Origin of the sequence: Sphaerisporangium sp. NPDC005288 (assembly GCF_040607475.1) — a bacterium.
Lineage (GTDB): Bacteria > Actinomycetota > Actinomycetes > Streptosporangiales > Streptosporangiaceae > Sphaerisporangium > Sphaerisporangium rhizosphaerae.
The window spans coordinates 1-21,616 of record NZ_JBEXGT010000016.1 but is presented as its reverse complement, the minus strand read 5'-3'; the positions used below and the strand labels follow the sequence as shown (position 1 = coordinate 21,616).

The window sequence follows — 21,616 nt, the reverse complement described above, 5'->3', positions numbered from 1 at the left end:
CTCGCGCCGGGGAGGTCAGTCGCAGTCCTGGGTGTCGACGCGGGCGACCGAGGCGCTGCCCTCGTCGGCGTCGGGACGCACCTCGGCGGCGGTCAGCGCGTATCCGGTGTCCGGCTGGTCGGTCGCCGCCGCGAAGATCACGCCGTAGACCTGGCCGGTCGGGGTGAGCAGCGGACCGCCGGAGTTGCCCGGCTGCACCAGCCCCCGGATGGCGTACACCTCGCGGGTGACCGTCTTGCGCGAGTAGATGTCGGAGGCCTTCGCGTTCTGCTTGACGCGGATGCGGGCCGGCCGGGTCGTGAACCCCTTGCCCTTCGGGAAACCGGCGATGATCGCGTCGTCCTGACCCTCGGCGGTGAAGTCGAACTTCAGCGGCGGGACGTCCAGGTCGGGGACGTACAAGATGGCGATGTCCCGGTCGGGGTTGTACAGGACGACCTGGGCGTCGTGCCTGATGCGGTTCTCGTCGGTGACCCGCAGCTCCTGGGTGACACCGGCGACCACGTGCGCGTTGGTCATGATGCGGTGCGGCGCGAAGACGAAGCCGGTGCCCTCGATGAGCTTGCGACAGGCGGGAGCCGTCCCCTGCACCTTGACGATCGCCCGGCGGGCCCGCTGGAGCTGTGGGCCGCGCACCACGCTGGCGTCCGGCGGCGGCACATCGACGAACGTGCCGCCGCCGATGGCGTTGAACACCTGCGGGAACTCGGAGTTGTCGACGAACTCCTTGAAGGAGAGCTGCCACTCCTTGGCCTTCTCGGGCATCGCCGCGTCGACGGTCCGCAGGAGCAGCGAGCCGTTGGTCTGCTGGTTGAGCCACGGAAAGGGCGCGACGGAGAGCAGCGAGCCGATCAGCCAGGCGATGATCAGGACCGACAGCGCGCTGGTGAAGGTGCCACCGAGCGCGTCCACGGTGCGGGCGGGCTCCCAGGTGACGTGGCTGCGGACGACCGCGCCGATCGTCGAGGAGGCGAACTGGCCGATCACCGCACCGAGAAAGACGATCACTATGGCGAGCAGGGCCTGCTCGGTGGAGGCGCTCACGACGGCGTGCGCGATCGGCGGCGCGATCAACACCCCGAGGACACCCCCGCCGACGAAGCCGAGGAAGCTGAAAGCCCCGATGATGAACCCCTGCCGATAGCCGGACACGGCAAAGGCGATCACGAGAACAATCAGGATGAAATCGAGGAGATCGCCGCTCACGCCTCAACGGTATCCAGCGCGGCCACGAGCCGTGCACTCGTTGGCTCGATATCGTTGCGGCATGGTATCGATCGGGGGGTCGAACGACGGGCGAGCGGACGGGCGCCCCGGCACGGGCGCCACCGTGCCCGACGGCAGGCCGCAATCCTGGGTCCGCAACCTCCGCTGGATGCGCGCGGACGCGGGCGTGTCTCCGGAGCTGGCGAAACTCGGCGTCGATGAGCTGATCGCCCTCGCTTTGGAGGACGACGACCCTGACGGCCCCCGCAGGTGGAAGGCCGTGGACGCGCTGCACGCCCGGGGCGATCTCGAGACCTTCACCGAGGCCCGGAGGCTGTGCGCGAGCGATTCCCGCGTCGAGCGCGTGCTGGGCGTGGACATCCTGGGTGAGTTGGGCACTCCGCTGCGGCCCTTCGTCGACAAGACGCTGTCGGTCCTGCGTTACCTGGCCGCCTCGGACGACGACGTCCGCGTGCTCCACGCCGTGCTGATCGCGTTCGGGCACCTGCGGGACGGACGAGCCCTCCCGTCGGTCATCGAGTTGTCCACGCATCAGGACGCGACCGTCCGCTACGGCGCGGCGTACGCGTTGTCGCACGTCGTCGGCCGTCCGCCGGACCCGGCCGGGCTCGCGGCGCTCCGCCGGCTCGCCACCGACCCCGACGAGGACGTCGCCGACTGGGCGGCGCTGGGTCTCATCCTGCCGTGACCGTCGCCATCCTGCCGTGATCGTCGCTGCTCCCGCTGGGACGGCCCACAGAGGCCGGCCTAGCGGCGGGCGAGGCGGAGCATCTCGGGGGGCAGTTCCTCGACGCGGCCGCCGTCCCAGGGGCGCTCGAAGCCGGTGGCCGCCAGCAGGTCGTTCAGGATGCCCGCCGTGAACCCCCACACCAGCATTCCGCGCACCTTGAACGCGGGCCCCGCGAAGCCGCCGGGAAGGCGCAGCCGCAGCCGGTTGCCCGGGTCGACCAGTTCGGCGATGGGCACGCGTGCCACGGCGTCGACCTCGTCCGGGGAGGCCGCGTGGACGGCACAGGGCGTGTGCCACCAGCCGAGCACGGGGGTGACCCTGTTGTCGCTCCGCCAGACGTAGAGCTCGGGAAGCGTGCCGACCACCTGCACGCCGCCGGGTTCCAGACCGGTCTCCTCCTGCGCCTCGCGCAGCGCCGCGCCGACCGGGCCGCCGTCGCCCGGGTCCACGCCCCCGCCGGGGAACGCGGGCTGGCCGGCGTGGTTGCGCCCCTTCGCGCTGCGCTGGATCAGCAGGACGTCGGGGCCGAGCGCCGACTCCCCGAACAACAGCAGGACGGCCGCGGCACGCCCTCCGACGGCCGGCGGGCGCAACGCCGCGGGAACGGGATGGTGGACGGCGTTCGCCGCGAGATCGTTCAACCAGCCGGGCACGGGAGCAGTCATGCCATACCTCCTTGCGGGGAGCAACATCGGCCGCATGCGGCAGCTTCCCGCTTCCCGTGCGAAACCTCGGAACCGGGCCTAGGAGAACGGACCGGGGCGGACGAGCTTGGCCGCCTGCTCCGGATCGGTGGGGCCCTCGCCGAAGGACGGGCAGAGGCTCGCCAGCGGGCACACGCCGCACGCGGGCTTGCGGGCGTGGCAGATGCGGCGCCCGTGCCAGATCAGATAGTGCGACATGTCAGTCCACTGGCTCTTGGGGATCAACTCGCCGACCGCGTGCTCGATCTTCACCGGGTCGGTCTCGGTGGTCCACTGGAAGCGCCGGGTGAGGCGCTGGAAGTGGGTGTCGACCGTGATGCCGGGCACGTCGAAGGCGTTGCCAAGGACCACGTTGGCGGTCTTCCTGCCGACTCCGGGCAGTGTGACCAGGTCTTTCAGCTTGCCGGGCACCTCGCCGCCGTAGCGGTCGCAGACGGCCTGGGCCATGCCGAGGATGCTGTTGGCCTTGGCGCGGAAGAACCCGGTCGACCGGATGATCTCTTCGAGCTCGGCCCGATCGGCACCGGCATAGTCGGCTGCGGACCTGTATTTGGCAAAGAGTACTGGAGTAACCATATTGACCCGTTTGTCCGTACACTGCGCTGAGAGGATCGTCGCGACCAGCAGCTCGAGCGGGTTGCCGAAGTCGAGTTCGCAGTGGGCGTCGGGATAGGTTTCCGCCAGGATTCGAGTCATCCGTCGGGCTCGGCGTACCAGGGCGAGCCGGGACTCCCCGGCGGAGGTCACTTTGCGGGGCACCACGTCAGCCTACGCGGACGGGCTCCATGCGACCCCCTTGATGCAGTACGTCACAATGTCTAGCAGCGAGCGCGATCCCCAAATGTGGCGCGCTGTCGTGGTGGCGCGGCCACTGGACGAGGAGGGCACCGTGAATACCGACGACGTGCTGGGTAAGGCCCCTTTGTTCGCCGCGCTCGACCGCGAGAGCGCCGCCGCGCTCCGCACGGGCATCTCCGAGGTCGAGCTTCACAAGGGGCAGACCCTCTTCAGCGAGGGCGAAACGGGTGACCGGCTCTACGTGGTGCTGGACGGAAAGATCAAACTGATCCGCACCGCGCCCGACGGCCGCGAGAACCTGCTTAGCGTGCTCGGCCCGAGCGAGATGTTCGGCGAGCTCTCGCTGTTCGACCCCCGGCCCCGCACGGCGAGCGCCATCGCCCTGACCGACGTCCGGCTGGCCGGGTTAGGGCACGACGACCTGCGCCCCTGGCTCACCGGACGGCCCGAGGTCGCCCTGCACCTGCTCCGCGCCCTCGCCCAGCGGCTGCGCCGCACCAACGACGTGATGGCCGACCTGGTGTTCACCGACGTGCCCGGCCGCGTCGGCAAGGCGCTGCTCGACCTCGCCGAGCGGTTCGGCCAGCGCACCGAGGATGGCCTGCGGGTCCACCACGACCTCACCCAGGAGGAGCTGGCGCAGTACGTGGGCGCCTCCCGCGAGACCGTGAACAAGGCCCTGGCCGACTTCGCGCAGCGCGGCTGGCTCCGCATCGAGGCCAAGGCCGTCGTCATCATGGACGCCGACCGCCTCCAGGCCCGCTCGAGGTAACCGCCAAGACGCCCACCCCACCTCACCCGGCACCAGCGGCAGCCCCGGCCACCCTCGGGTGGTCGTAAGGCTTGATCGGCGATGGACGGACTGGGCGGCTCCAGGCCATCGCGACGGAGACCGGACGAACCGGAGACACAGGCGGACCGGGCGACGCAGGGGCCGGGTGACACAGGCGGACCGGGCGATCGGCTACTGGGGTTCCAGCGCTTCCAGGTACGACAGTTGCGCGCGCACCGACATCTCGGCCGCCGGCCACAGGCTCTCGGGGACCTCCGCGTAGACGACCCGGACGATCTCCTCCGGTGTCCGGGCGCCCTCGCGGCGCGCCCGCCGGATCTGGTCCAGGCGCTCACGCCGGTGGGCGATGTAGCCGTCCAGGGCGGTGACCGGCTCGGGGAGCAGCGGCCCGTGGCCGGGCAGCAGCGCCCGTGCCGCCACGATCTCGGCGCCGGCCCGCAGGCGGTCGAGGCTGCGCAGGTAGTCGCCCAGGTCGCCGTCAGGGGCGATCACGGTGGTGCCGCGGCCGAGGACGGTGTCGCCGGTCAGCATGGCCGCGTCGGCGGGCAGCCAGAAGCACAGGGAGTCGAACGAGTGGCCCGGCGTGCCGATCACCCGCAGCTCCAGATCGCCGGCCGTGACGACGTCGCCGTCACCGAGCCCCTCGTCCCCCAGAACGTGCCGGGGATCGAGCGCGCGGACCCGCGCGCCCACCATCTCGGCGAACCGGCGGGCGCCGCCGCTGTGGTCCTCGTGGCCGTGCGTGAGCAGGATGGCCTCGACCCGCCGCCCGGCGAGGTGACCGGCCACCCGCCGCAGGTGAGCCTCGTCGTCGGGGCCTGGGTCCACGACCAGGGCGCCGGGCGCGCCCGGCTCGGCGATGACCCAGGTGTTGGTGCCGTCGAGCGTCATGGGAGAGGCGTTGGGCGCCAGGACGTTGGTGGCCCGCGCCGTGCCGGCCCCGTCCAGCCCGTCCACGGGGATTGGGAGACCGCTCATGGCAAACGATAATCCTCATCCGGTATGACCAGCCACATCTCGCCGTCCACCTCGGCGGCCCGCGGCTGGAAGGTCACGATCTCGCGCTCGCACGCCAGGACGGCCTCCACCTCGGCGTAGTCGGACATCTCGGTCAACGTGCGGAAGGTCGGCGGCATCAGCAGGATCTCGCCGTTCCTGGCCCGCTCGATCGCCCCGGCCGGGCGCAGCCACGCGACCTCGTCGGCCTCGCCGCCCACGTCGCGGGTGCGCTGGCCGGGCGGCATCGCGGCCACGAAAAAGCGGGTGTCGAACCTCTTGTGCTCGACGTCCGGCGTGATCCAGTGGGCCCAGGGCCGCAGCAGATCGGCGCGCAGGACCAGGCTTCGCTTGTTCAGGAACTCCGCGAGCGACAGGCGTCGATCGATCAGCGCCTCGCGGTCGGCCTCCCAGTCGTCGCCGGTGGTGTCGGCGACCACCGTGTCGGGGCTGGGCCCTGCCAGCAGCACCCCGGACTCCTCGAAGGTCTCGCGCACGGCCGCGCAGACCAGGCCCCGCGCGGTCGTGGTGTCGGCGCCGAGCAGCCGGCCCCATGTCTCGGGCGCCGGACCGGCCCAGGCCACGGCCTGGTCGGCGTCACGCGGATCCACCGACCCGCCGGGAAAGACGTACGCCCCCGCCGCGAACGCCATGCTCGCCGCCCGCCGCAGCATGTAGACCTCGACCCCACCGGCCGAACCCACCCCGACCGGACCGCCCACCTCATCATCGAGCCGCGAACCACCGCCGGACGAACCGGCAGCAGGCGAACCGGCCAAGGACGAACCACTGCCCAACGAAGCAGCCGCAGACGAACCACCGGCGGGCGGGCCGCCGGGGCGGAGGAGGACGACGGTGGCGGCGTCCCTGGCGGGCACCGGGGCGAGCCGCCCGGACAGGATCGCACGGGCGCGCTCGCCGAGTGCTCCAGGGAGCGGGATGCCGTTCATGCCACCTCCGTGGTACGCGGCCGGCTCCATGGTCCAACCGAACGGAACTCGGCCGGACCATGGTGACACGGGCTATCGGACTTCGGCGATGAGCTCCACCTCGACCGGGACGTCCAGCGGGAGAGCGGCGACGCCGACGGCGCTGCGCGCGTGGACGCCCGCGTCGCCGAAGACCTCGCCGAACAGCTCACTGGCCCCGTTGACGACCTTGGGCTGGTCGGTGAAGCCGGGGGCGCTCGCCACGAAGCCGACGACCTTGACGATGCGCACGATGTTCCCCAGCCCGCCCGCGGCTTGCGCCGCGGCCGCGATGCCGTTGAGCGCGCACACCCTCGCCTGCCGCTTGGCCTCCTCGAGCGTCACCTCGGCGCCGACCTTGCCCGTGGCGCCCAGCTTGCCGTCCTCCAGCGGGATCTGCCCCGAGACGTACACATAGTCGCCCGTGCGGACGGCGGGCACGTACGCGGCCAGCGGCTTGACGACCTCGGGCAGGGTGAGCCCGAGCTCCTTCAGACGCTCCTCGGGCGTGCTCATGCCTTCTCCCGCTTCATATAGGCGACAAGCTGCTCCGGGTTGGGACCCGGGATGACGGTGACGAGCTCCCAGCCGTCCTGCCCCCAGTTGTCGAGGATCTGCTTGGTGGCATGGGTCAGCAGAGGGACCGTCGCATATTCGTAGCGCTTCATGGTGGCACTGTAGACGGGCCGGACCAGTCCAGGCGGCCCGGCCGCCACGGTTGTGGACAACTCCGCCGCGGACGGCCGCCCCTGTGGACGACCGGCCGCGCGGCAGTGTGACCTGCGTCCCAGGTGCGCTCTGAAAAGGGCGGACGGCGAATCGAAAAGTGACCGTTGGGTAGCCTTCGGAGGGTGAGCGCTCGCGACACCGATTGGGACGGCGTACGACTGCACGTCGTCACCGGCAAGGGCGGCACGGGCAAGACCACCGTGGCCGCCGCGCTGGCCCTCGCCCTGGCGGCGGGCGGCAGGAAGGTGCTGTTGGTCGAGGTCGAGGGACGCCAGGGCATCGCCCAGGTCTTCGACATCCCGCCCCTGCCGTACGAAGAACGCAAGATCGCCGTGGCCCCGGGCGGCGGTGACGTGTACGCCCTGGCCATCGACCCCGAAGAGGCCATGCTCGAGTACGTCGAGATGTTCTACGGGATGCGCAGGGCCGGCAAGGCACTGAGCAAGATCGGGTTGGTCGACTTCGCGACGACCATCGCCCCCGGGCTGCGCGACGTGCTCGTCACCGGCAAGACGAGCGAGGCCGTGCGCCGCCGCGACAGGGCCGGCAGGCGCGTGTACGACGCCGTCGTCATGGACGCGCCGCCCACCGGGCGCATCACCCGCTTCCTGAACGTGACCACCGAGGTGGCGGGGCTCGCGCGCATCGGCCCGGTGAAGAACCACGCCGACCTGGTCCGCGGGGTCGTCGCCTCACCCGAGACCGCCGTCCACTTCGTCACCCTGCTGGAGGAGATGCCGGTCCAGGAGACGCTGGACGGCATCGAGAGCCTGCACGAGGCCGAGCTCCCCGTCGGTGGCGTGTTCGTCAACATGGTCCGGCCCGAGCTGCTGCCCGAGGCGACCCTGGACGCCGCGGCCGACGGAGGCGTCGATCCCGGCGAGCTGGCCCTCGGGCTCAAGGCCGCCGGGCTCGCCGAGGGCGCCGCCGGCGCGTCCGAGATCGCCGAGGCGCTGGCCGCCGAGGTGACCGAGCACGCGCGGCGCACCGCCCTCGAACGCCGCGAACGGGAGTCCCTGGCCCTGGCCAGGACCCCGCAATACGAGCTGCCGCTCCTGCCCGAGGGCGCCGACCTCGCGGGCCTGTACGAGCTGGCCGAGGCGCTGTGCTCCCAGGGAGCGGCGTGAACCCCTCTCCGGGCACCTCGGCAAAGGCCTGCGCACCTGTGAACTCTCGCCCAGGGGGGACCCTCACATGACCGCCTCCACCGCGGCCGCCACCGGCCATCCCGGGGACGCGCCGCGCCACACCTCGCCGGTCCTGCACATGGACGCCGTCCTGGACGATCCGCACACGCGCATCGTCGTGTGCTGCGGCTCGGGCGGCGTGGGCAAGACCACCACGGCCGCGGCCCTCGGGCTGCGGGCCGCCGAACGAGGCCGGCGCGTCGTCGTGCTGACCGTCGACCCGGCGCGCCGGCTGGCGCAGTCGATGGGGCTCACCGAGCTGGACAACACCCCGCGCCTGGTCGCCGGGGTCGAGGGCCCCGGCGAACTGCACGCGATGATGCTCGACATGAAGCGGACGTTCGACGAGATCATCGAGGCGCACGCCGACCCCGAGCGCGCCCGGCAGATCCTGACCAACCCCTTCTACCAGTCTCTGTCGTCCAGCTTCTCCGGCACGCAGGAGTACATGGCGATGGAGAAGCTCGGCCAGCTCCGCCGGTCGGACGAATGGGATCTGATCATCGTCGACACGCCGCCGTCCCGGTCGGCACTGGACTTCCTGGACGCGCCGGAGCGCCTCGGCCGCTTCCTCGACGGGCGGCTCATCAGGATCCTCATGGCCCCGGCCAAGGCGGGGGGCAGGAGCGCGTTCAAGCTGCTCAACGCGGGGTTCGGCCTGGTGGCGGGCGCGATGACCAAGATCTTGGGGGCGCAGTTCCTCAAGGACATCCAGACCTTCGTCGCCGCCCTCGACGCCGTCTTCGGCGGGTTCCGGCAGCGGGCGGAGCAGACCTACCGTCTGCTCCAGGCTCCCGGCACCGCGTTCCTCGTCGTGGCCGCGCCCGAACGGGACGCGATGCGGGAGGCCTCGTACTTCGTGGAGCGGCTGGCCGAAGAGAGCATGCCCCTGGCAGGTCTGGTGATCAACCGGGTGCACCGCTCATCGGCGCCGTTCCTGTCGGCCGCACGGAGCGCCGCGGCCGCCGAGGAGCTGGAGTCGCGCGGCGAGCATGAACTGACGGCCGCCGTGTTGCGGCTTCACGCCGGACGCATGCAGCTCGCCGCGCGGGAGCACCGGGAGCAGGAGCACTTCGCGTCGGCCCACCCCACGGTGCCGATCGCCGAAGTGCTCGCGATGCCGGAGGACGTGCACGACCTCGCGGGCCTGCGCGAGATCGGCGAACTCCTCGCCTCCTGATGTCGTCCGGCGGCGTGCTCCACGACCGTCCGGACGACGCTTCGATCGCCCCCGATGAGATGACTGAGGGGGGCCGTGACCAGCCCCCCGGCGCCTTGGTGGGCCCGGGGCGACCGCCCCGGCCCCTGAACTCAGCCGGCGATCAACTCGTTGGTCCGCTCGTACTCTTCCTTCGCGACCTCCAGGAGGTCACGCCATGAGGTGACATCCGGCCGGCGCCTCAGCAACGCACGCCGCTCTCGCTCGGTCATCCCGCCCCAGACCCCGAACTCGATGCGGTTGTCCAGTGCGTCCGCGAGGCACTCCGTACGGACCGGGCACCCTCGGCAGATGAGTTTCGCCCTGTTCTGGGCGGCACCCTGCACGAACAACGCGTCAGGATCCGCACCTCGACAGGCGGCACGGGAGGTCCAATCCGTGATCCACATTTCGACCCCACTCCCCTATAGGTGGTCAGTCGTCACTTGGCGGCCGACGGGCGCGGGCGTCGAGCCTCCTTATTCAGTTGCCGCAGAGGAGAACGTACGCAACCAGACGTTGGGACCGACAGACCCCGGGCGGGTCAATTTCCCGCATGGTCATGTCAGGCCATGTGGCCGGGAATGACTAGTCCTGCCCTCGCCGGGTAGCGCCCGAGTCAATGCGAAATGGACTTTGGGTACCTATTGAGTCAGTGGTTCGACATACCCTTGGTCTCGTGCGAGCTCAACGCAAGGGTCTGGGATCCGTAGTAGCGAACCTGGTGCGGCTCATCGCGGCCGCCGTCGCCGCGGGCGTGCTCGCCGCGGCCGTCGCGCTGCCCACCGTCGGCGGGGCCGGCATAGGGGTCAAGAGCGCTTCCGACGTGCTCAATCTCAAGCCCGAAGACCTCAAGGAGCCCGATCTCCCGGAGAAGACGGAGATCAAGGACTCCAAGGGCAAACTGATCGCACAGTTCTACTACCAGAACCGCGAGTCCGTGCCGCTGGACAAGGTGGCCCCGGTCATGCGGCAGGCGATCATCTCCATCGAGGACTTCCGCTTCTACGAGCACGGTGCCCTCGACCTGGAGGGCTTCGCCCGCGCGATGATGAAGAACTTCCAGTCGGGCGGCGTCTCCCAGGGCGGCTCCTCGATCACCCAGCAGTACGTCAAGCAGGTGCTGCTGAACAAGGCGGAAACCAAGGAAGAACAGCTGGCGGCCATCGCGCCGACGGTCTCGCGCAAGCTCAACGAGCTGCGCTACGCCATGGGCATCGAGAAGAAGTACACCAAGGACGAGATCCTCGAGCGCTACCTCAACATCGCCTATTTCGGCGCCAGCGCGTACGGCATCCAGGCCGCGGCCAAGCGGTTCTTCGACAAGCCCGCCTCCAAGCTGAACCTCGAAGAGGCCGCCACGCTCGCCGGAGCGGTGCAGAACCCCAACGCCACCGACCCGAACCTCGGCAAGCAGCATAAGGCTGCCCTGCTGGCCCGCCGCAACACCGTCCTGGACCGCATGCTCGAGCTGAAGAAGATCACGGCCGAGCAGGCGACGGAGGCCAAGGCCAAGAAGCTCGTCTTCAAGGACAAGGACATCCCCGGCGGCTGCGAGGAGAGCAAGTACCCGTACTTCTGCATGTACGTGCAGAACGAGATCCGCAACGACCCGCAGTTCGGCAAGACGCAGAAGGCCCGCGAGGAGTTCCTCAATCGCGGCGGCCTGACCATCAAGACCACGCTCGACACCAAGATGCAGAAGGCCGCCGACAAGGCCATCAAGAAGTGGGTCTTCGCCTCCGACAAGCCCGTCGCCGCCGAGGCGCTGGTCGAGCCGGGCACCGGCGAGATCAAGACCATGGCCGCCAGCCGCAAGTACGGCCGGAGCAAGAAGAAGAACCAGTCCACCTACAACCTGGTCGCCGACGCCGCGCACGGCGGCGGCACCGGCTTCCAGGCCGGTTCCACCTTCAAGGTCTTCACCCTCACCACGGCGCTCAAAGAGGGCATGAAGTTCCACGACGGCATCAACTCCGGCAGCAGCTTCCAGGCCAACGGCTACAGCGACTTCAAGAACTGCAAGGGCGAGAACGTCGGCGACCCGAGCCACGTCGCGCACAACGCCGAGGGCGGAGGCGGCTTCAGGACGCTCCAGACCGGCACCTGGGGGTCGGTCAACACCTTCTTTCTCGCCCTGGAGAAGAAGGTCGGCCTCTGCGACGTGGTCAAGACCGCCAAGGACCTCGGCATCAAGCGCTCCGACGGCGGCAAGCTCCAGGAGGTCGAGACCTTCACCCTCGGCGTCAACGAGATGGACCCCGTCACCGTGGCCAGCGCCTACGCCGCGCTCGGCGCCCGGGGCAAGTACTGCAAGCCGATGGCGATCACCTCGATCACCGACCGCACCGGCAAGACCACCGACTTCAAGCCCTCGTGCAAGCAGGCCATCGACGAGAAGGTCGCCGACGCGGTCTCCGACATCCTGTCCGGCGTGTTCACCAAGGGCACGATGAAGGGCGTCGGCGGCATCGGCCGGGACGCGGCCGGCAAGACCGGCACCACCGACGGCGAGATGACGGCCTGGTTCGCCGGATACACCCCCGACCTCGCCGGCGCGGTGAGCCTGGGCGACCCGCGCGGCTCCTACACCCACCCGCTGCGCAGCATCACCATCGGCGGGCGCTACTACAGCGAGGTGTTCGGCGCCACCATCTCGGGCCAGATCTGGAAGGCCACGATGCTCGACGCCCTGTCCGACATCGCGCCCTCGTCCTTCACCCCGCCGGACATGAGCCGCTTCGGCGGCTGCAGCGGCGGCTGCGCGCCCAAGCCTCCGAAGGACCCGATCGAGAACAACGGCACCGGCTACCCGGTGCCCGACGACCACAGGCCGGACCCGAACCTCGGCGGCCCGGACAACAACCGCGGCAAGGGCAAGCGCGGCGGCGGCAACCGCGGGGCCGACATCACCCCCGTCACCCCCGTGCTGCCCGGCAACTGACCGCCGGCGATCCCTCGAAGCGCCCTCCCCGGGTCACCGGCGGAGGGCGCTCCTCATCTCGGATCTCACTCAGGAGGCCAGCCGGGCGCGGACCGCCTGCGCCACCCGGCCGCCTTCGGCGCGACCGGCGACCTTCGGGTTGAGGACCTTCATGACCTGCCCCATGGCCTTCGGCCCCTCGGCCCCGCTCTCGGAGATGGCCTCCTGGACGAGCCGGTCGAGCTCCTCGTCGCTCAACTGCGCCGGGAGGTACTCCTCGAGCACGGCGTGCTCGTCCTGCTCCGCCCGCGCCTGCTCGGCCCGGCCCGCGCCCGCGAACGCCTCCGCGGCCTCCCGGCGCTTCTTGGCCTCCCTGACCAGGACCTTCACCACTTCGTCGTCGCTGAGCTCGCGCGCCGACCTGCCCGCGACCTCCTCGGTGCTGACGGCGGCGAGGGCCATGCGCAGCGTCCGGGTCCGCACCTCGTCACGGGCCTTCATCGACGTCGTGAGGTCGGCCTTCAGCTTGTCCTTCAAAGCACTCATGAGCACCATCTTGCCGTGTCCCCGCACCACGATCACCGCCATTTCCCCGCTCCCCCGTCAAGCCTCGCCCAGCACGGACCCCCACGGTCCACACTCGGACACCAGCGAGCGCTCAGCACCGCAATCAGGACCACCAGACGTCCAGGCCCACATTGAGTGAGCATCCAGCACCCGGGACCACGGTCGGACATCAGCGAGCAGCAGGGACCGCGCTCGGGCATCATTGAGGGGTGAGGAAAGCTGCCGCGGTACCCCTGTCCCTGCTCGGTCTCGGCGTCGCCGGGCTCGGCTACGCCTCGGTGATCGAGCGCAACTGGTTTCGGCTCCGCCGTTTCGACGTGCCGGTGCTCGCCCCCGGCCAGCGGCCGGTACGCATCCTCCAGATCTCCGACCTGCACCTCACCCCAGGGCGCACCCGCCTGATCAACTGGGTCAGGTCCCTGGACGCGCTCAACCCCGACCTCGTGGTGAACACCGGCGACACCCTCGCCCACCCCGACGCCGTCCCCGCCTACCTGAGCGCCGTCGAGCCCCTGCTTTCGCGCCCAGGCCTGTTCGTCTACGGGTCCAACGACCTGTACGCCCCCCGGCCCAAGAACCCCGCCCGCTACCTCTGGAGCTCCTCCAAGGGCCCCAAGCAGTCCGTCCCCAACCTCCCGTGGCCCGAGCTCGGCGCGGGCATGACCGCCGCGGGCTGGCTCGACATGAACAACACCACGGCGCGGGTCAAGGTCGGCGACCTCGACGTGCACGTGGGCGGCATCCACGACTCCCACATCAACCGCGACCGGTACGACGAGATCGCCGGCCAGGCCCCCGCGGACGCCGACCTCCGCCTCGGCGTGATGCACTCCCCCGATCCCGCCAACATGTCCCGCTTCGCCGCCGACGGCTACCAACTCCTGCTGGCGGGCCACACCCACGGCGGCCAGCTCTGCATCCCCTTCTACGGCGCCCTGGTGACCAACTGCGGCATCGACCGCGCCCGGGTGAAGGGCCTGCACCGCCACGACTCGGCCTGGCTCCACGTCTCCGCCGGCCTCGGCACCTCCCCCTACGCCCCGGTCCGCTTCGCCTGCCCCCCCGAGGCCACCCTGCTCACCCTCGTCCCCCGCCGCCGTCCCACCGCTTCCTGATCTCCGCATCCCCTGTCCCCACGACTGGATGACGCGAGCACCACCAAAGTCCGCTAGACTCATGCGAGCACAAGCAAAGCGCCTGTGCACCGGGGTGTAGCGCAGCTTGGCAGCGCGCTTCGTTCGGGACGAAGAGGCCGTGGGTTCAAATCCCGCCACCCCGACCCAGCAGTACCAGCTCAGAGGCCGGTTCCGATCTTCGGACCCGGCCTTCTGCGTTGCTGGGTGACTAACTGAGTGACTACCCGCGACAAGCCCACAGGGGCGCTACTGCTCCCCGAAGATCTGATCCATAGCGACGGCGCCCGCCTGAAGCACCGGCCGGATCTGCTTCCGGTACACCGCCTCCGTAACCGCCGTGCTGCTATGCCCCACAAGCCAAGAAATCTCCTCCAACGGGATGCCGTTGTCCGAGAGCAATGAGACGAAGCTGTGGCGAAGCTCTCGTGGGGTCCACTGCGACGGATCGATGCCCTGCGCGTCCCTGATGGCGTTACGGAAGTCGCGCCGGACGTGTGACGGATCGAGCGGAGTGCCGACCTTGGACGCGAACACGAGGCCGTTCTCCTGCCACTTCGCCCCTGCTGCCTGCCTCTCCCGTTCCTGTTGCTCTCGTTGCCGCTGTAGCGCGTCCAGGCACCGCCTGGACAGGGCGAGAGTGCGCCGAGATTTGCGGGTCTTGGTGTCGCCGCCCGCACGCACCGACCTCCATACGGCCAGATGAGGCGGGACGGAGGGGTTCGCATCCGGATCACCTTGCAAGTCCACGTGATCCCAGGTCAAGGCCCGTAGTTCTTCAGTCCGGGCACCGGTGAGCAGGGACAGGACTATGTAGGCGTACATCCGTGAGCCCTCCGCCGCCTTGAGCACCGATTCGGCCTGGACGAGGGTGAGCGCCTTCGAGGGACGACCGGCCTTGCCCTGCGGGACCGAGCAGAGCGCCACCACGTTCCGCTTGACCTTGTCGCGGGCCATGGCCCGCTTGATCGCGCGGTTCAGGCACGAGTGAAGTCCTTGCAGAGTGCGAGTGCTGAGTGTCTTCGCCTTGTCGGCGAGCCACTTGTCCACGTCCTCCGCGCTGAGGTCCCGGAGCTTCCGGGCACCGAGGGCGGGGATGACATGGGTGTTGCAGAGGATGGTGCACGCGGCAAGGGTGCCGCTGTGGCGTCCGTTGAGCCCGTAGGCCAGCCAGTCATTGACCGCGCGTTCAACCGTGTAGTCCGCCGGCGCGATGGCCAAGCCGTCTTCGTAATCGCGGATGATCTCTTTCAACTTGGCCTTGGCTTCGGTCTTGGTCTTGCCGCTGGCCTTCTTGACGATGCGCTTTCCGGCGGGGGTGTAGCCGACCGTCACCGAGGCGATCCAGCGTTGACGTGCTTCGTCCCAGTGCAGGCCGCCGTCTCCCCGGCTCCGTCGTGTGGTCATGATGCTCTCGCTTCCTGTTCCAGTAGGGCGATGTAGTCGGAGATGGCCGAGGCGGGGATCAGCCGGGTACGGCCTTGGGTGACCGAGCGGAGACGTCCGGCCCTGATCTGCTCGTAGATGACGGTGCGGCTCATGCTGAGCAGTCGCATGGCGTCGCTGACGCGGTACAGCCGCGGAGGGTCCAGTGCGGGGGATGGGGTCATTCGGCCGCCCGCTGTGCGGCGATGGCGCGCGCGGTCTGGACGCGTTGCCGGATGTGCTCAGCCAAGATCGCCTCACCGGGAGAGTGCCCGATGCCGGCGAAACGCCAGTGACCGACGACCAGCGTTGTGGCGTCACCGAGCGCGGGCAGTTCATGTCGTTCCCGTGACTCCTGCGCACGGTGATCAGAACGGATGCCGCGCAGCTTGCCGAGCGTGACGGAATAGTGGCGGCTCTTGCTGGAGAAGTGGCCCCGAAAGCCCAGCATGTGCGCCCAGGGCCGCAGTCGCAGACCGGCGAACTCGGGACGCGCGCCTAACTCCCAGCACGTGCGGATCATGCGCCGAGCGTGCTCGGTCACCGGAAGCAACTCCAGGTTCAGCCCTGGCCGCAGACCGGTACCCCGGCAGTGCTCGCAAGGGATGAGATCGCTCACCCGTCCGTCTCCCCGGCACCCCTTGCAGGACAGGCGGTGATCGACCGTCCCGGAGGCTTCCGCGCCCTTGGTCGCGTACTTGGCGATGTAACCGGCCACCGCGCGCTCAGACACCCCGTCCAGCGCCTCACTCATGACGATCGGCCGGATGTCGAGCTGATCGCCCCACCCCAGCCGTCGCCGCCCCAGCGCGCTCACAGGGGACACGACTTCCACGCGCCGCGCCGCCGCCGGGATCGCTCGGACGAGCATCCCGTGATCGGTCCACTCCGGGGGAAGATCGGTCGCGCCCTTGGGACCGTCGAGGCGGATGACCGCATGGAAGTGGACCAGGCCCCGCCGCTGGTATTCGGCGACCTTGGCGAACGACACCCGGACCTGTCTGCCGAACGTCGTCCGGCTCATCCCTGCCTGCCTGGCCAGTTCCCGCCGGACCTCCAGCGTGAACCGGTGCCACAACGCCCCGGCATGCGCCTGCCACAGCACGGCCCCGGGGTAGTCGTAGCAGTCCGGACAGATCGGTTGGCCTAAACGATCATCGGCAGGTTCGTGCCGAACGCGGCATCCGACGTCGTTCCCGTGCTCGCAGCGCTTCCCGTACCTACGCGGACGGCAGGCCCGGACCTTGCCGTTCTTCTCGCGCCGGGTATGCACCGGACCGAACGAGGGAGCCGTCAGCGTGGCGAATACGCGGGGGTGGCCGCTCACCTGCTCAGGGACGCCTTTGCCACCGGACAGACCGGCGCGGATGAGTTGGAAGGTGTCGGCCCGGTAGACCTCCGAACAGGAGGCACAGACCGATGCACGCCGGTTGCCGCAGGCCATCAGCAGATGCCCTGAGGGTTCGTCGGCGGTCCGGTAGGAGTGCAGGACCTCGCCGGTAGCCGCTTCGACGATGTGGGACCCGCCGGCGAGGTGGACCGGGTTGGCGCACCCGCCAGTCGCGGCGACCATCGAGCGCCAGCGCTCGTAGCCGGGAGCGTTGATCACTTCTACGAGATCGGCCAGCCATTCCGGATGCCGGCCGGGGGTGATGTGGCGTTCCTCTTTAGTGCTCATCGGGACCTCCTTTGCCTCGCTGCCACAGATGTAGGCCAAGACGTACTACGTGTTGGGTCACATGGACATGTTAGCCAACACGTGCTACCTCTTGTAAAGAGAAAACGTTGAAGGGGTCACCATTGACTGAAGACAAGACCGGCGCGCGCTGGCGGATGATCGCCGACCTGTTGCGGACCGACATCCTGCAACTCCACTACCAGCCAGGTCAGGCGCTCCCAGGAGAGGCTTTCCTCGCCTCCGAGTACGCCACCTCTCGCCCGACGATCCGCAAGGCGATCGCCCAGCTCGCCGGGGAAGGGCTACTCACCATCGCCCACGGACGCGGTACTTTCGTCCGTCCCACCCCGGACCGCCGCATGATCCTCACTGGCTGGCCGGACCATGAAGATCTACTCAGCCCGGCTTACGACCCTGCCAAGCAGCAATGGCAGCACGTCACGGTTCCCAGCGAAGCCGAACGCGCACAGGCCAAGGTCACCCCGAACTCAGCCCTGTTCATGACCGCCGAGGGCAGCAGAGCCGACGTCCTGGCCGTCCGGCGAGGCAGCATGGCCGTCTACCGGTACGCCTACTGGCAGCACACCAAGACCCGCGCCCGTATCCACCTGTGCTCCTACGTCCTGGCCGACCTGGTCGCCACCATCACCGGCGAAGGTGCGGACCGGGAGATCGACCCGCACGTCGAACCGGAGGACTATTACGCCCACCTGGAACGCGAACACGGACCGGTGCGCTGGACCACCTCCGTACACGCCCAGATGCCCTACGGCGAGACCTACGAGGACCTCGGCTTGGAACCGATCGGCACGCCACTACTGGTCATCCGCAGGATCATGCTCAGCCAGCACGGCCGACCCCTGGAGTTCACCGAGATCGAAGCCCCTGGAGATCGATTCGAGGTGGCAGCCGTCAGCGACTACAACTCAGCAGAGCCCAGAGGCCTCTCCGCACTCCGCGTGTAGTGGGCTCAGAGTTTCTTTACTGGTTCAAGGGCAGCCCGCCTGCGGCGGCCTGCCGCGCTTCGGGCGGTCTGCTGGCCGCGCTGCGGCTCTCCGGCCGGTCGCGGCCAGCACCGCCCACGCGCGCAACGCAGCCACCTACATGCCCTGAATCAGCACCTCTGCATCACGGATGAAAAGGGCCCAGTGATCTATGGGAGGATTTTCCCATGGTGTCCGTTAAGCAGATTCAAGTCGCTTTCGATTGCGCTTCACCTGAGCGTGTCGGTCGCTTCTGGTGTGAGGTGTTGGGGTATGTCGCGCCGGCACCGCCTGAGGGGTTCGCCAGTTGGGACGACTTCAATCGCACGCTGCCGCCCGAGCAGCGGGACTCATGGTTCGCATGCAGCGACCCCTCGGGTGTCGGTCCGCGGCTGTACTTCCAGCGCGTTCCCGAAGGCAAGGTCGCCAAGAATCGGCTGCACCTTGACGTGCGGGTCGGCACCGGACTCGTCGGTGCAGAACGCCTGGCAACCCTCGAGGCCGAATGCGCACGATTGATCCCTCTCGGCGCGAAACGCGTGCGGCTCCTGCCCGCCGATGAAGAAAACGAGTCGTGCCTCGTGATGCAGGACATCGAGGGCAACGAGTTCTGCCTGAGCTGACGAACGGCTACCTCGTTGAATGCGACACAGAGCTGACTGGCTGATCGACTCCCACGGGGAAGGCTGTCCGTCAGTTCTCCCTTCGCACCGCACCGCTGTTGATCTTGGGATGGTGTGAAGCGTCGTCAATTGAATGTCGCCGCACTGCGCCGCAGAGGGTGAAGGCGGACGCTCAACGCTCATGCAGCCCTACGATCGCCATGCTATGGCTGGCGCCCACACGGGGTTGGGGGCGATCGAAGGCCCGGCGCTTCGCACCGGTCCACCGGGCGGCATGGTTCTGTCCTGCGCCGGTTCCACACATGGATGAGCCCCCCACCATCGCTTCCCCGTGGGGGGCTCCGTCGTGCCGGACCGCCTATGTCCCTCGCCTGTCCGGCACGACGTGATCATGGTGTTCGGAGTCAGGCATGGTGTCGTGCGTCGCGTGGATGACGTTCCATTCGTCGTCCGAGATCGGCGGAAGGCCCAACGAGGCGGCGGCCCTGTCGAGGTCGGCCCGGGATAGCTGCCACGACTGGATCAGTCCTGCCGCTTGGCATCGCCGGCGCTCGATTTCCAGGATGTCGGCCACTGCCGCAAGAACCCGTCTGGTCGTTTCGCGGTTCGCCTGGCGCTGGTCGTCCGGTAAGTCGGCGGGATCGTAGGGGGGATAGATCATGAGGTCTCGGTGGAGTCGAGGTGAACCATCCCCGCGATGATCGCGGCCCCTTCGCCAGGGGCATCCACCGGGCACAGCACTTGGGGAGGCCGACCCGGTGGACGCATCGAGAAGGTCGTTACCTTCTGGTTGTCATCGACCACGACGATGGCGACGGTTGTGCCGTCGTCGGACCATACGGCCAACTCCGGAGCGTCGTAGTCCACAGAGGACCGCGTCCCATGAGGTGTCGTGTCGATCTTGAGCCTGATGCGCTTGCTCACGAGGTTGGGCACGCCACGCTCCCGGAGGTGGCGCGCCAGCTCGCCGAGCTGTGCACTGTGCTTGTCGATGCGGGCGGCGCCTCGACTGACGGCCATGGTTGCCGGTTCCTCTCCGTACACGGTTGGTAACTGATGCGTGTCACCTTCAGCTAACCCCTCGCGATCAGCGGGCGCAGGATGAGAATTGGGGATAGCAGCAGGCACGGTCGTATCCGCGAATATCCGGGGGTAGCCGATGAGCACCGCAGCGAGTACGCCCGAGTGGGCCGCGAACCTGCGTATGGAGCGCAAGGCCCGCGTCGGGAGCGTCGCGGACATGGCTCGAAGACTGCGGGGCATCGCCCAGGAGCAGGGGATGCAACTTCCGACGCTCCCCGACCTCACACGGACCATCCGAGGGTGGGAGCGTGGTGACCACTACCCCAGCGAGCGATACCGCCTGCTGTGTGCCCGAGCGCTGGAGATGACGGAAGCCGACCTGTTCCCACCCGAGCAGGCCACCGTTGTTCCGGTCCCCGCGTACCCGCTGACGTCCATAGCTCCCGACCCTGACCTGTTCCAGCGGATCACCAAGGCGGTTGAGCAGCCGACCCGCGTCGACGCCGTGACCCTCGATTGGCTCGCGACCTGCCTTGCCGAACACCGCAAGGTGGAGGACAGCATTGGTAGCCGGCCGCTGATCGGCGTGGTGCGCCAGCAACTCGGCGTTGTGGCCGACTTCGCCAACAGCGCGAGAGGTCCCCTGGCGGAACGCATCGTGGATCTCGCCGCCCAGTACGCGCAGTTCATCGCATGGATGTCCCTGGACATCGACGACCAGCCCGCCGCCCTGGCCTGGTACGACCGCGCGCATGACTGGGCACTGGAGATCGGCGACGCCAACATGGCCACCACGACCTTGAGCATGAAAGCGCACCAGGCATGGAGCGCGGGCAACGCCCGTCGCTGCGTCGGCCTGGCCGAGGCCGCCCGCTCCCACAGCGGCCAAGTCACGCCAGGTGTCCGAGGGATGGCAGCGCAGATGGCAGCACGAGGACACGCACTCGCCGGCACCGCCGACCAGGCACACGCACTGCTGGACGAGGCCGAAACACTGATCAGTGGAGCAGCCGAGCACAGTGAAGACGAACCCGCATGGATGTACTTCTACGACGAGACGTGGTTCATGCTCCAACGCGGCATGGCCGAGCTGCACCTCAGCAACTGGGCGCAGTCGGTTGAACTCCTCGCCTCCGGACTCGTCCGGCTACCGGAGGCCTATCGGCGCGACCGCGCGTGGTACGCCTCATGCCTGGCACGCGCACACGCGAAGGCCGGAGACGCCGAGGCGAGCCTGAGCACGGCACTGCCCATCGTGACCGACGCCGTCCAACTCAACCGCCACGCGGTCAAGGAACTCGCCGAGACCGCCGACGAACTCGGCAGCCGAGGCGCGCCACACGCCGTGACCTTGCGCGATGCCCTCGCGGCAGCTCGATAGCCGAGTGACGAACTGAGTGACAACGGCCCCGTACAAGCCCGGACGACCGCGAACACCGAGACACGCTAAGCGCAGGTCAGGCGGCCTTTTGCCGCATCTAGAGATCTCTCTGGGATTGCTTCGGGACGAAGAGGCCGTGGGTTCAAATCCCGCCACCCCGACCCAGAAATGCCAGCTCAGGGCCGGTGTCTCGTAAAGGACACCGGCCCTGACTGGTTCTCCTGAGCCTCTCGGGAGAAATCTGGGAGAAACCCGTGTCTAAGACCTCCCAGTGCGCCCCTACTGGCCCACCCTCAGCAAGGTGTCGAGCACCTTCACGGGCGAGCCCGGTGACATCTCCCGGCGGGCGCCGAGCGACGCCTCCCACACCCTGGTGAGGTCCTCCATCAATGTGCGGCGCATCTCGGCGGTGACGTGGGAATAGCGGGCCTGTACGGATCCGTCCTCGTGCCCCATGAAGTTGCCCCGGTTGTGTGGACAGGTCGGGGTTTGCGGCTATGCGGCAGCGTAGCGGTTGTGTTCGGCGTCGTGTCGGCGTTCGTATTCGGCG

Annotated in this window: 24 protein-coding genes and 1 tRNA gene; 10 read left to right on the top strand and 15 right to left on the bottom strand. The window is 68.9% G+C overall.

The window, feature by feature from the left end; all coding sequences use genetic code 11:
- Positions 1–15: 15 nt before the first annotated feature.
- Positions 16–1,206: a MarP family serine protease gene (locus tag ABZU32_RS16950; protein WP_354837661.1), complete on the bottom strand. Its 1,191-nt coding sequence runs from the start codon at positions 1,204–1,206 to the stop codon at positions 16–18.
- 61 nt (positions 1,207–1,267) lie between these two features.
- Here ABZU32_RS16950 and ABZU32_RS16945 point away from each other — a divergent pair, with 61 nt between their 5' ends.
- A complete protein-coding gene (locus ABZU32_RS16945) occupies positions 1,268–1,915 on the top strand; it encodes a HEAT repeat domain-containing protein (RefSeq protein WP_354923046.1) in 648 nt (215 codons plus the stop codon).
- Positions 1,916–1,974: 59 nt separating this feature from the next.
- On the opposite strand, the gene ABZU32_RS16940 is transcribed toward ABZU32_RS16945, so the two are convergent.
- The gene (locus ABZU32_RS16940) at positions 1,975–2,622 is read right to left on the bottom strand and encodes a CoA pyrophosphatase (protein ID WP_354837657.1); all 648 of its coding nucleotides are present in this window, start codon (positions 2,620–2,622) and stop codon (positions 1,975–1,977) included.
- Between the two features lie 78 nt (positions 2,623–2,700).
- Positions 2,701–3,420 (bottom strand): endonuclease III, encoded by a 720-nt coding sequence (gene nth, locus ABZU32_RS16935; RefSeq protein ID WP_354923043.1) that lies wholly within the window; start codon positions 3,418–3,420, stop codon positions 2,701–2,703.
- A gap of 130 nt (positions 3,421–3,550) precedes the next feature.
- On the opposite strand from nth, the gene ABZU32_RS16930 reads away from it, so the two are divergent.
- On the top strand, positions 3,551–4,231 hold the full coding sequence (locus ABZU32_RS16930; RefSeq protein WP_354923040.1) for a Crp/Fnr family transcriptional regulator: 681 nt from the start codon (positions 3,551–3,553) through the stop codon (positions 4,229–4,231).
- A 192-nt stretch (positions 4,232–4,423) separates the two neighbouring features.
- Here the strand turns inward: ABZU32_RS16930 and ABZU32_RS16925 are convergent, their stop codons facing one another.
- The 4 genes from ABZU32_RS16925 to ABZU32_RS16910 all read right to left on the bottom strand — a co-directional run bounded on the left by ABZU32_RS16925 (position 4,424) and on the right by ABZU32_RS16910 (position 6,884).
- The gene (locus ABZU32_RS16925) at positions 4,424–5,230 is read right to left on the bottom strand and encodes an MBL fold metallo-hydrolase (protein ID WP_354923037.1); all 807 of its coding nucleotides are present in this window, start codon (positions 5,228–5,230) and stop codon (positions 4,424–4,426) included.
- Positions 5,227–6,198 carry an NUDIX hydrolase gene (locus ABZU32_RS16920; RefSeq protein WP_354923034.1) on the bottom strand — a complete coding sequence of 324 codons (972 nt, stop codon included), beginning with the start codon at positions 6,196–6,198 and terminating at the stop codon, positions 5,227–5,229. The genes ABZU32_RS16925 and ABZU32_RS16920 overlap by 4 nt, the downstream gene beginning before the upstream one ends.
- 72 nt (positions 6,199–6,270) lie before the next feature.
- The gene (locus tag ABZU32_RS16915; RefSeq protein ID WP_354837647.1) at positions 6,271–6,732 is read right to left on the bottom strand and encodes a RidA family protein; all 462 of its coding nucleotides are present in this window, start codon (positions 6,730–6,732) and stop codon (positions 6,271–6,273) included.
- Positions 6,729–6,884 carry a DUF4177 domain-containing protein gene (locus tag ABZU32_RS16910; RefSeq protein ID WP_248962398.1) on the bottom strand — a complete coding sequence of 52 codons (156 nt, stop codon included), beginning with the start codon at positions 6,882–6,884 and terminating at the stop codon, positions 6,729–6,731. The genes ABZU32_RS16915 and ABZU32_RS16910 overlap by 4 nt, the downstream gene beginning before the upstream one ends.
- 183 nt (positions 6,885–7,067) lie before the next feature.
- On the opposite strand from ABZU32_RS16910, the gene ABZU32_RS16905 reads away from it, so the two are divergent.
- A complete protein-coding gene (locus ABZU32_RS16905) occupies positions 7,068–8,072 on the top strand; it encodes an ArsA-related P-loop ATPase (RefSeq protein ID WP_354923031.1) in 1,005 nt (334 codons plus the stop codon).
- 139 nt (positions 8,073–8,211) lie between these two features.
- Complete coding sequence (locus tag ABZU32_RS16900) at positions 8,212–9,312, top strand: ArsA family ATPase (RefSeq protein ID WP_354923324.1); 1,101 nt, start codon at positions 8,212–8,214, stop codon at positions 9,310–9,312.
- A gap of 131 nt (positions 9,313–9,443) precedes the next feature.
- On the opposite strand, the gene ABZU32_RS16895 is transcribed toward ABZU32_RS16900, so the two are convergent.
- Entirely contained in the window at positions 9,444–9,740 is a 297-nt protein-coding gene (locus ABZU32_RS16895) for a WhiB family transcriptional regulator (RefSeq protein ID WP_114029663.1), read from the bottom strand.
- A gap of 269 nt (positions 9,741–10,009) precedes the next feature.
- On the opposite strand from ABZU32_RS16895, the gene ABZU32_RS16890 reads away from it, so the two are divergent.
- The gene (locus tag ABZU32_RS16890; protein ID WP_354923028.1) at positions 10,010–12,274 is read left to right on the top strand and encodes a transglycosylase domain-containing protein; all 2,265 of its coding nucleotides are present in this window, start codon (positions 10,010–10,012) and stop codon (positions 12,272–12,274) included.
- 69 nt (positions 12,275–12,343) lie between these two features.
- On the opposite strand, the gene ABZU32_RS16885 is transcribed toward ABZU32_RS16890, so the two are convergent.
- Complete coding sequence (locus ABZU32_RS16885; RefSeq protein ID WP_354838701.1) at positions 12,344–12,799, bottom strand: GatB/YqeY domain-containing protein; 456 nt, start codon at positions 12,797–12,799, stop codon at positions 12,344–12,346.
- A 230-nt stretch (positions 12,800–13,029) separates the two neighbouring features.
- Here ABZU32_RS16885 and ABZU32_RS16880 point away from each other — a divergent pair, with 230 nt between their 5' ends.
- A complete protein-coding gene (locus ABZU32_RS16880) occupies positions 13,030–13,935 on the top strand; it encodes a metallophosphoesterase (protein ID WP_354923025.1) in 906 nt (301 codons plus the stop codon).
- 90 nt (positions 13,936–14,025) lie between these two features.
- Positions 14,026–14,099 (top strand) — tRNA-Pro (locus tag ABZU32_RS16875).
- 103 nt (positions 14,100–14,202) lie between these two features.
- Here ABZU32_RS16875 and ABZU32_RS16870 read toward each other — a convergent pair.
- Genes ABZU32_RS16870 through ABZU32_RS16860 form a run of 3 tightly spaced genes read right to left on the bottom strand, consistent with a single transcriptional unit; the run spans position 14,203 to position 17,056 of the window.
- Entirely contained in the window at positions 14,203–15,360 is a 1,158-nt protein-coding gene (locus ABZU32_RS16870) for a site-specific integrase (RefSeq protein WP_354923022.1), read from the bottom strand.
- The gene (locus tag ABZU32_RS16865) at positions 15,357–15,563 is read right to left on the bottom strand and encodes a helix-turn-helix domain-containing protein (protein WP_354923020.1); all 207 of its coding nucleotides are present in this window, start codon (positions 15,561–15,563) and stop codon (positions 15,357–15,359) included. Before ABZU32_RS16865 ends, ABZU32_RS16870 begins: the two co-directional genes overlap by 4 nt.
- On the bottom strand, positions 15,560–17,056 hold the full coding sequence (locus ABZU32_RS16860; RefSeq protein ID WP_354923017.1) for a replication initiator: 1,497 nt from the start codon (positions 17,054–17,056) through the stop codon (positions 15,560–15,562). The genes ABZU32_RS16865 and ABZU32_RS16860 overlap by 4 nt, the downstream gene beginning before the upstream one ends.
- A gap of 122 nt (positions 17,057–17,178) precedes the next feature.
- On the opposite strand from ABZU32_RS16860, the gene ABZU32_RS16855 reads away from it, so the two are divergent.
- The gene (locus ABZU32_RS16855) at positions 17,179–18,021 is read left to right on the top strand and encodes a GntR family transcriptional regulator (protein WP_354923014.1); all 843 of its coding nucleotides are present in this window, start codon (positions 17,179–17,181) and stop codon (positions 18,019–18,021) included.
- 206 nt (positions 18,022–18,227) lie between these two features.
- Positions 18,228–18,662 carry a VOC family protein gene (locus tag ABZU32_RS16850; protein WP_354923011.1) on the top strand — a complete coding sequence of 145 codons (435 nt, stop codon included), beginning with the start codon at positions 18,228–18,230 and terminating at the stop codon, positions 18,660–18,662.
- A 358-nt stretch (positions 18,663–19,020) separates the two neighbouring features.
- Here the strand turns inward: ABZU32_RS16850 and ABZU32_RS16845 are convergent, their stop codons facing one another.
- The gene (locus tag ABZU32_RS16845; protein WP_354923008.1) at positions 19,021–19,323 is read right to left on the bottom strand and encodes a hypothetical protein; all 303 of its coding nucleotides are present in this window, start codon (positions 19,321–19,323) and stop codon (positions 19,021–19,023) included.
- The gene (locus ABZU32_RS16840) at positions 19,320–19,829 is read right to left on the bottom strand and encodes a hypothetical protein (protein WP_354923006.1); all 510 of its coding nucleotides are present in this window, start codon (positions 19,827–19,829) and stop codon (positions 19,320–19,322) included. The genes ABZU32_RS16845 and ABZU32_RS16840 overlap by 4 nt, the downstream gene beginning before the upstream one ends.
- On the opposite strand from ABZU32_RS16840, the gene ABZU32_RS16835 reads away from it, so the two are divergent.
- Positions 19,822–21,066 (top strand): helix-turn-helix transcriptional regulator, encoded by a 1,245-nt coding sequence (locus ABZU32_RS16835; RefSeq protein ID WP_354923003.1) that lies wholly within the window; start codon positions 19,822–19,824, stop codon positions 21,064–21,066. The genes ABZU32_RS16840 and ABZU32_RS16835 overlap by 8 nt on opposite strands.
- Before the next feature lie 279 nt (positions 21,067–21,345).
- On the opposite strand, the gene ABZU32_RS16830 is transcribed toward ABZU32_RS16835, so the two are convergent.
- The gene (locus ABZU32_RS16830; RefSeq protein ID WP_354923000.1) at positions 21,346–21,522 is read right to left on the bottom strand and encodes a hypothetical protein; all 177 of its coding nucleotides are present in this window, start codon (positions 21,520–21,522) and stop codon (positions 21,346–21,348) included.
- Between the last annotated feature and the right edge of the window lie 94 nt (positions 21,523–21,616).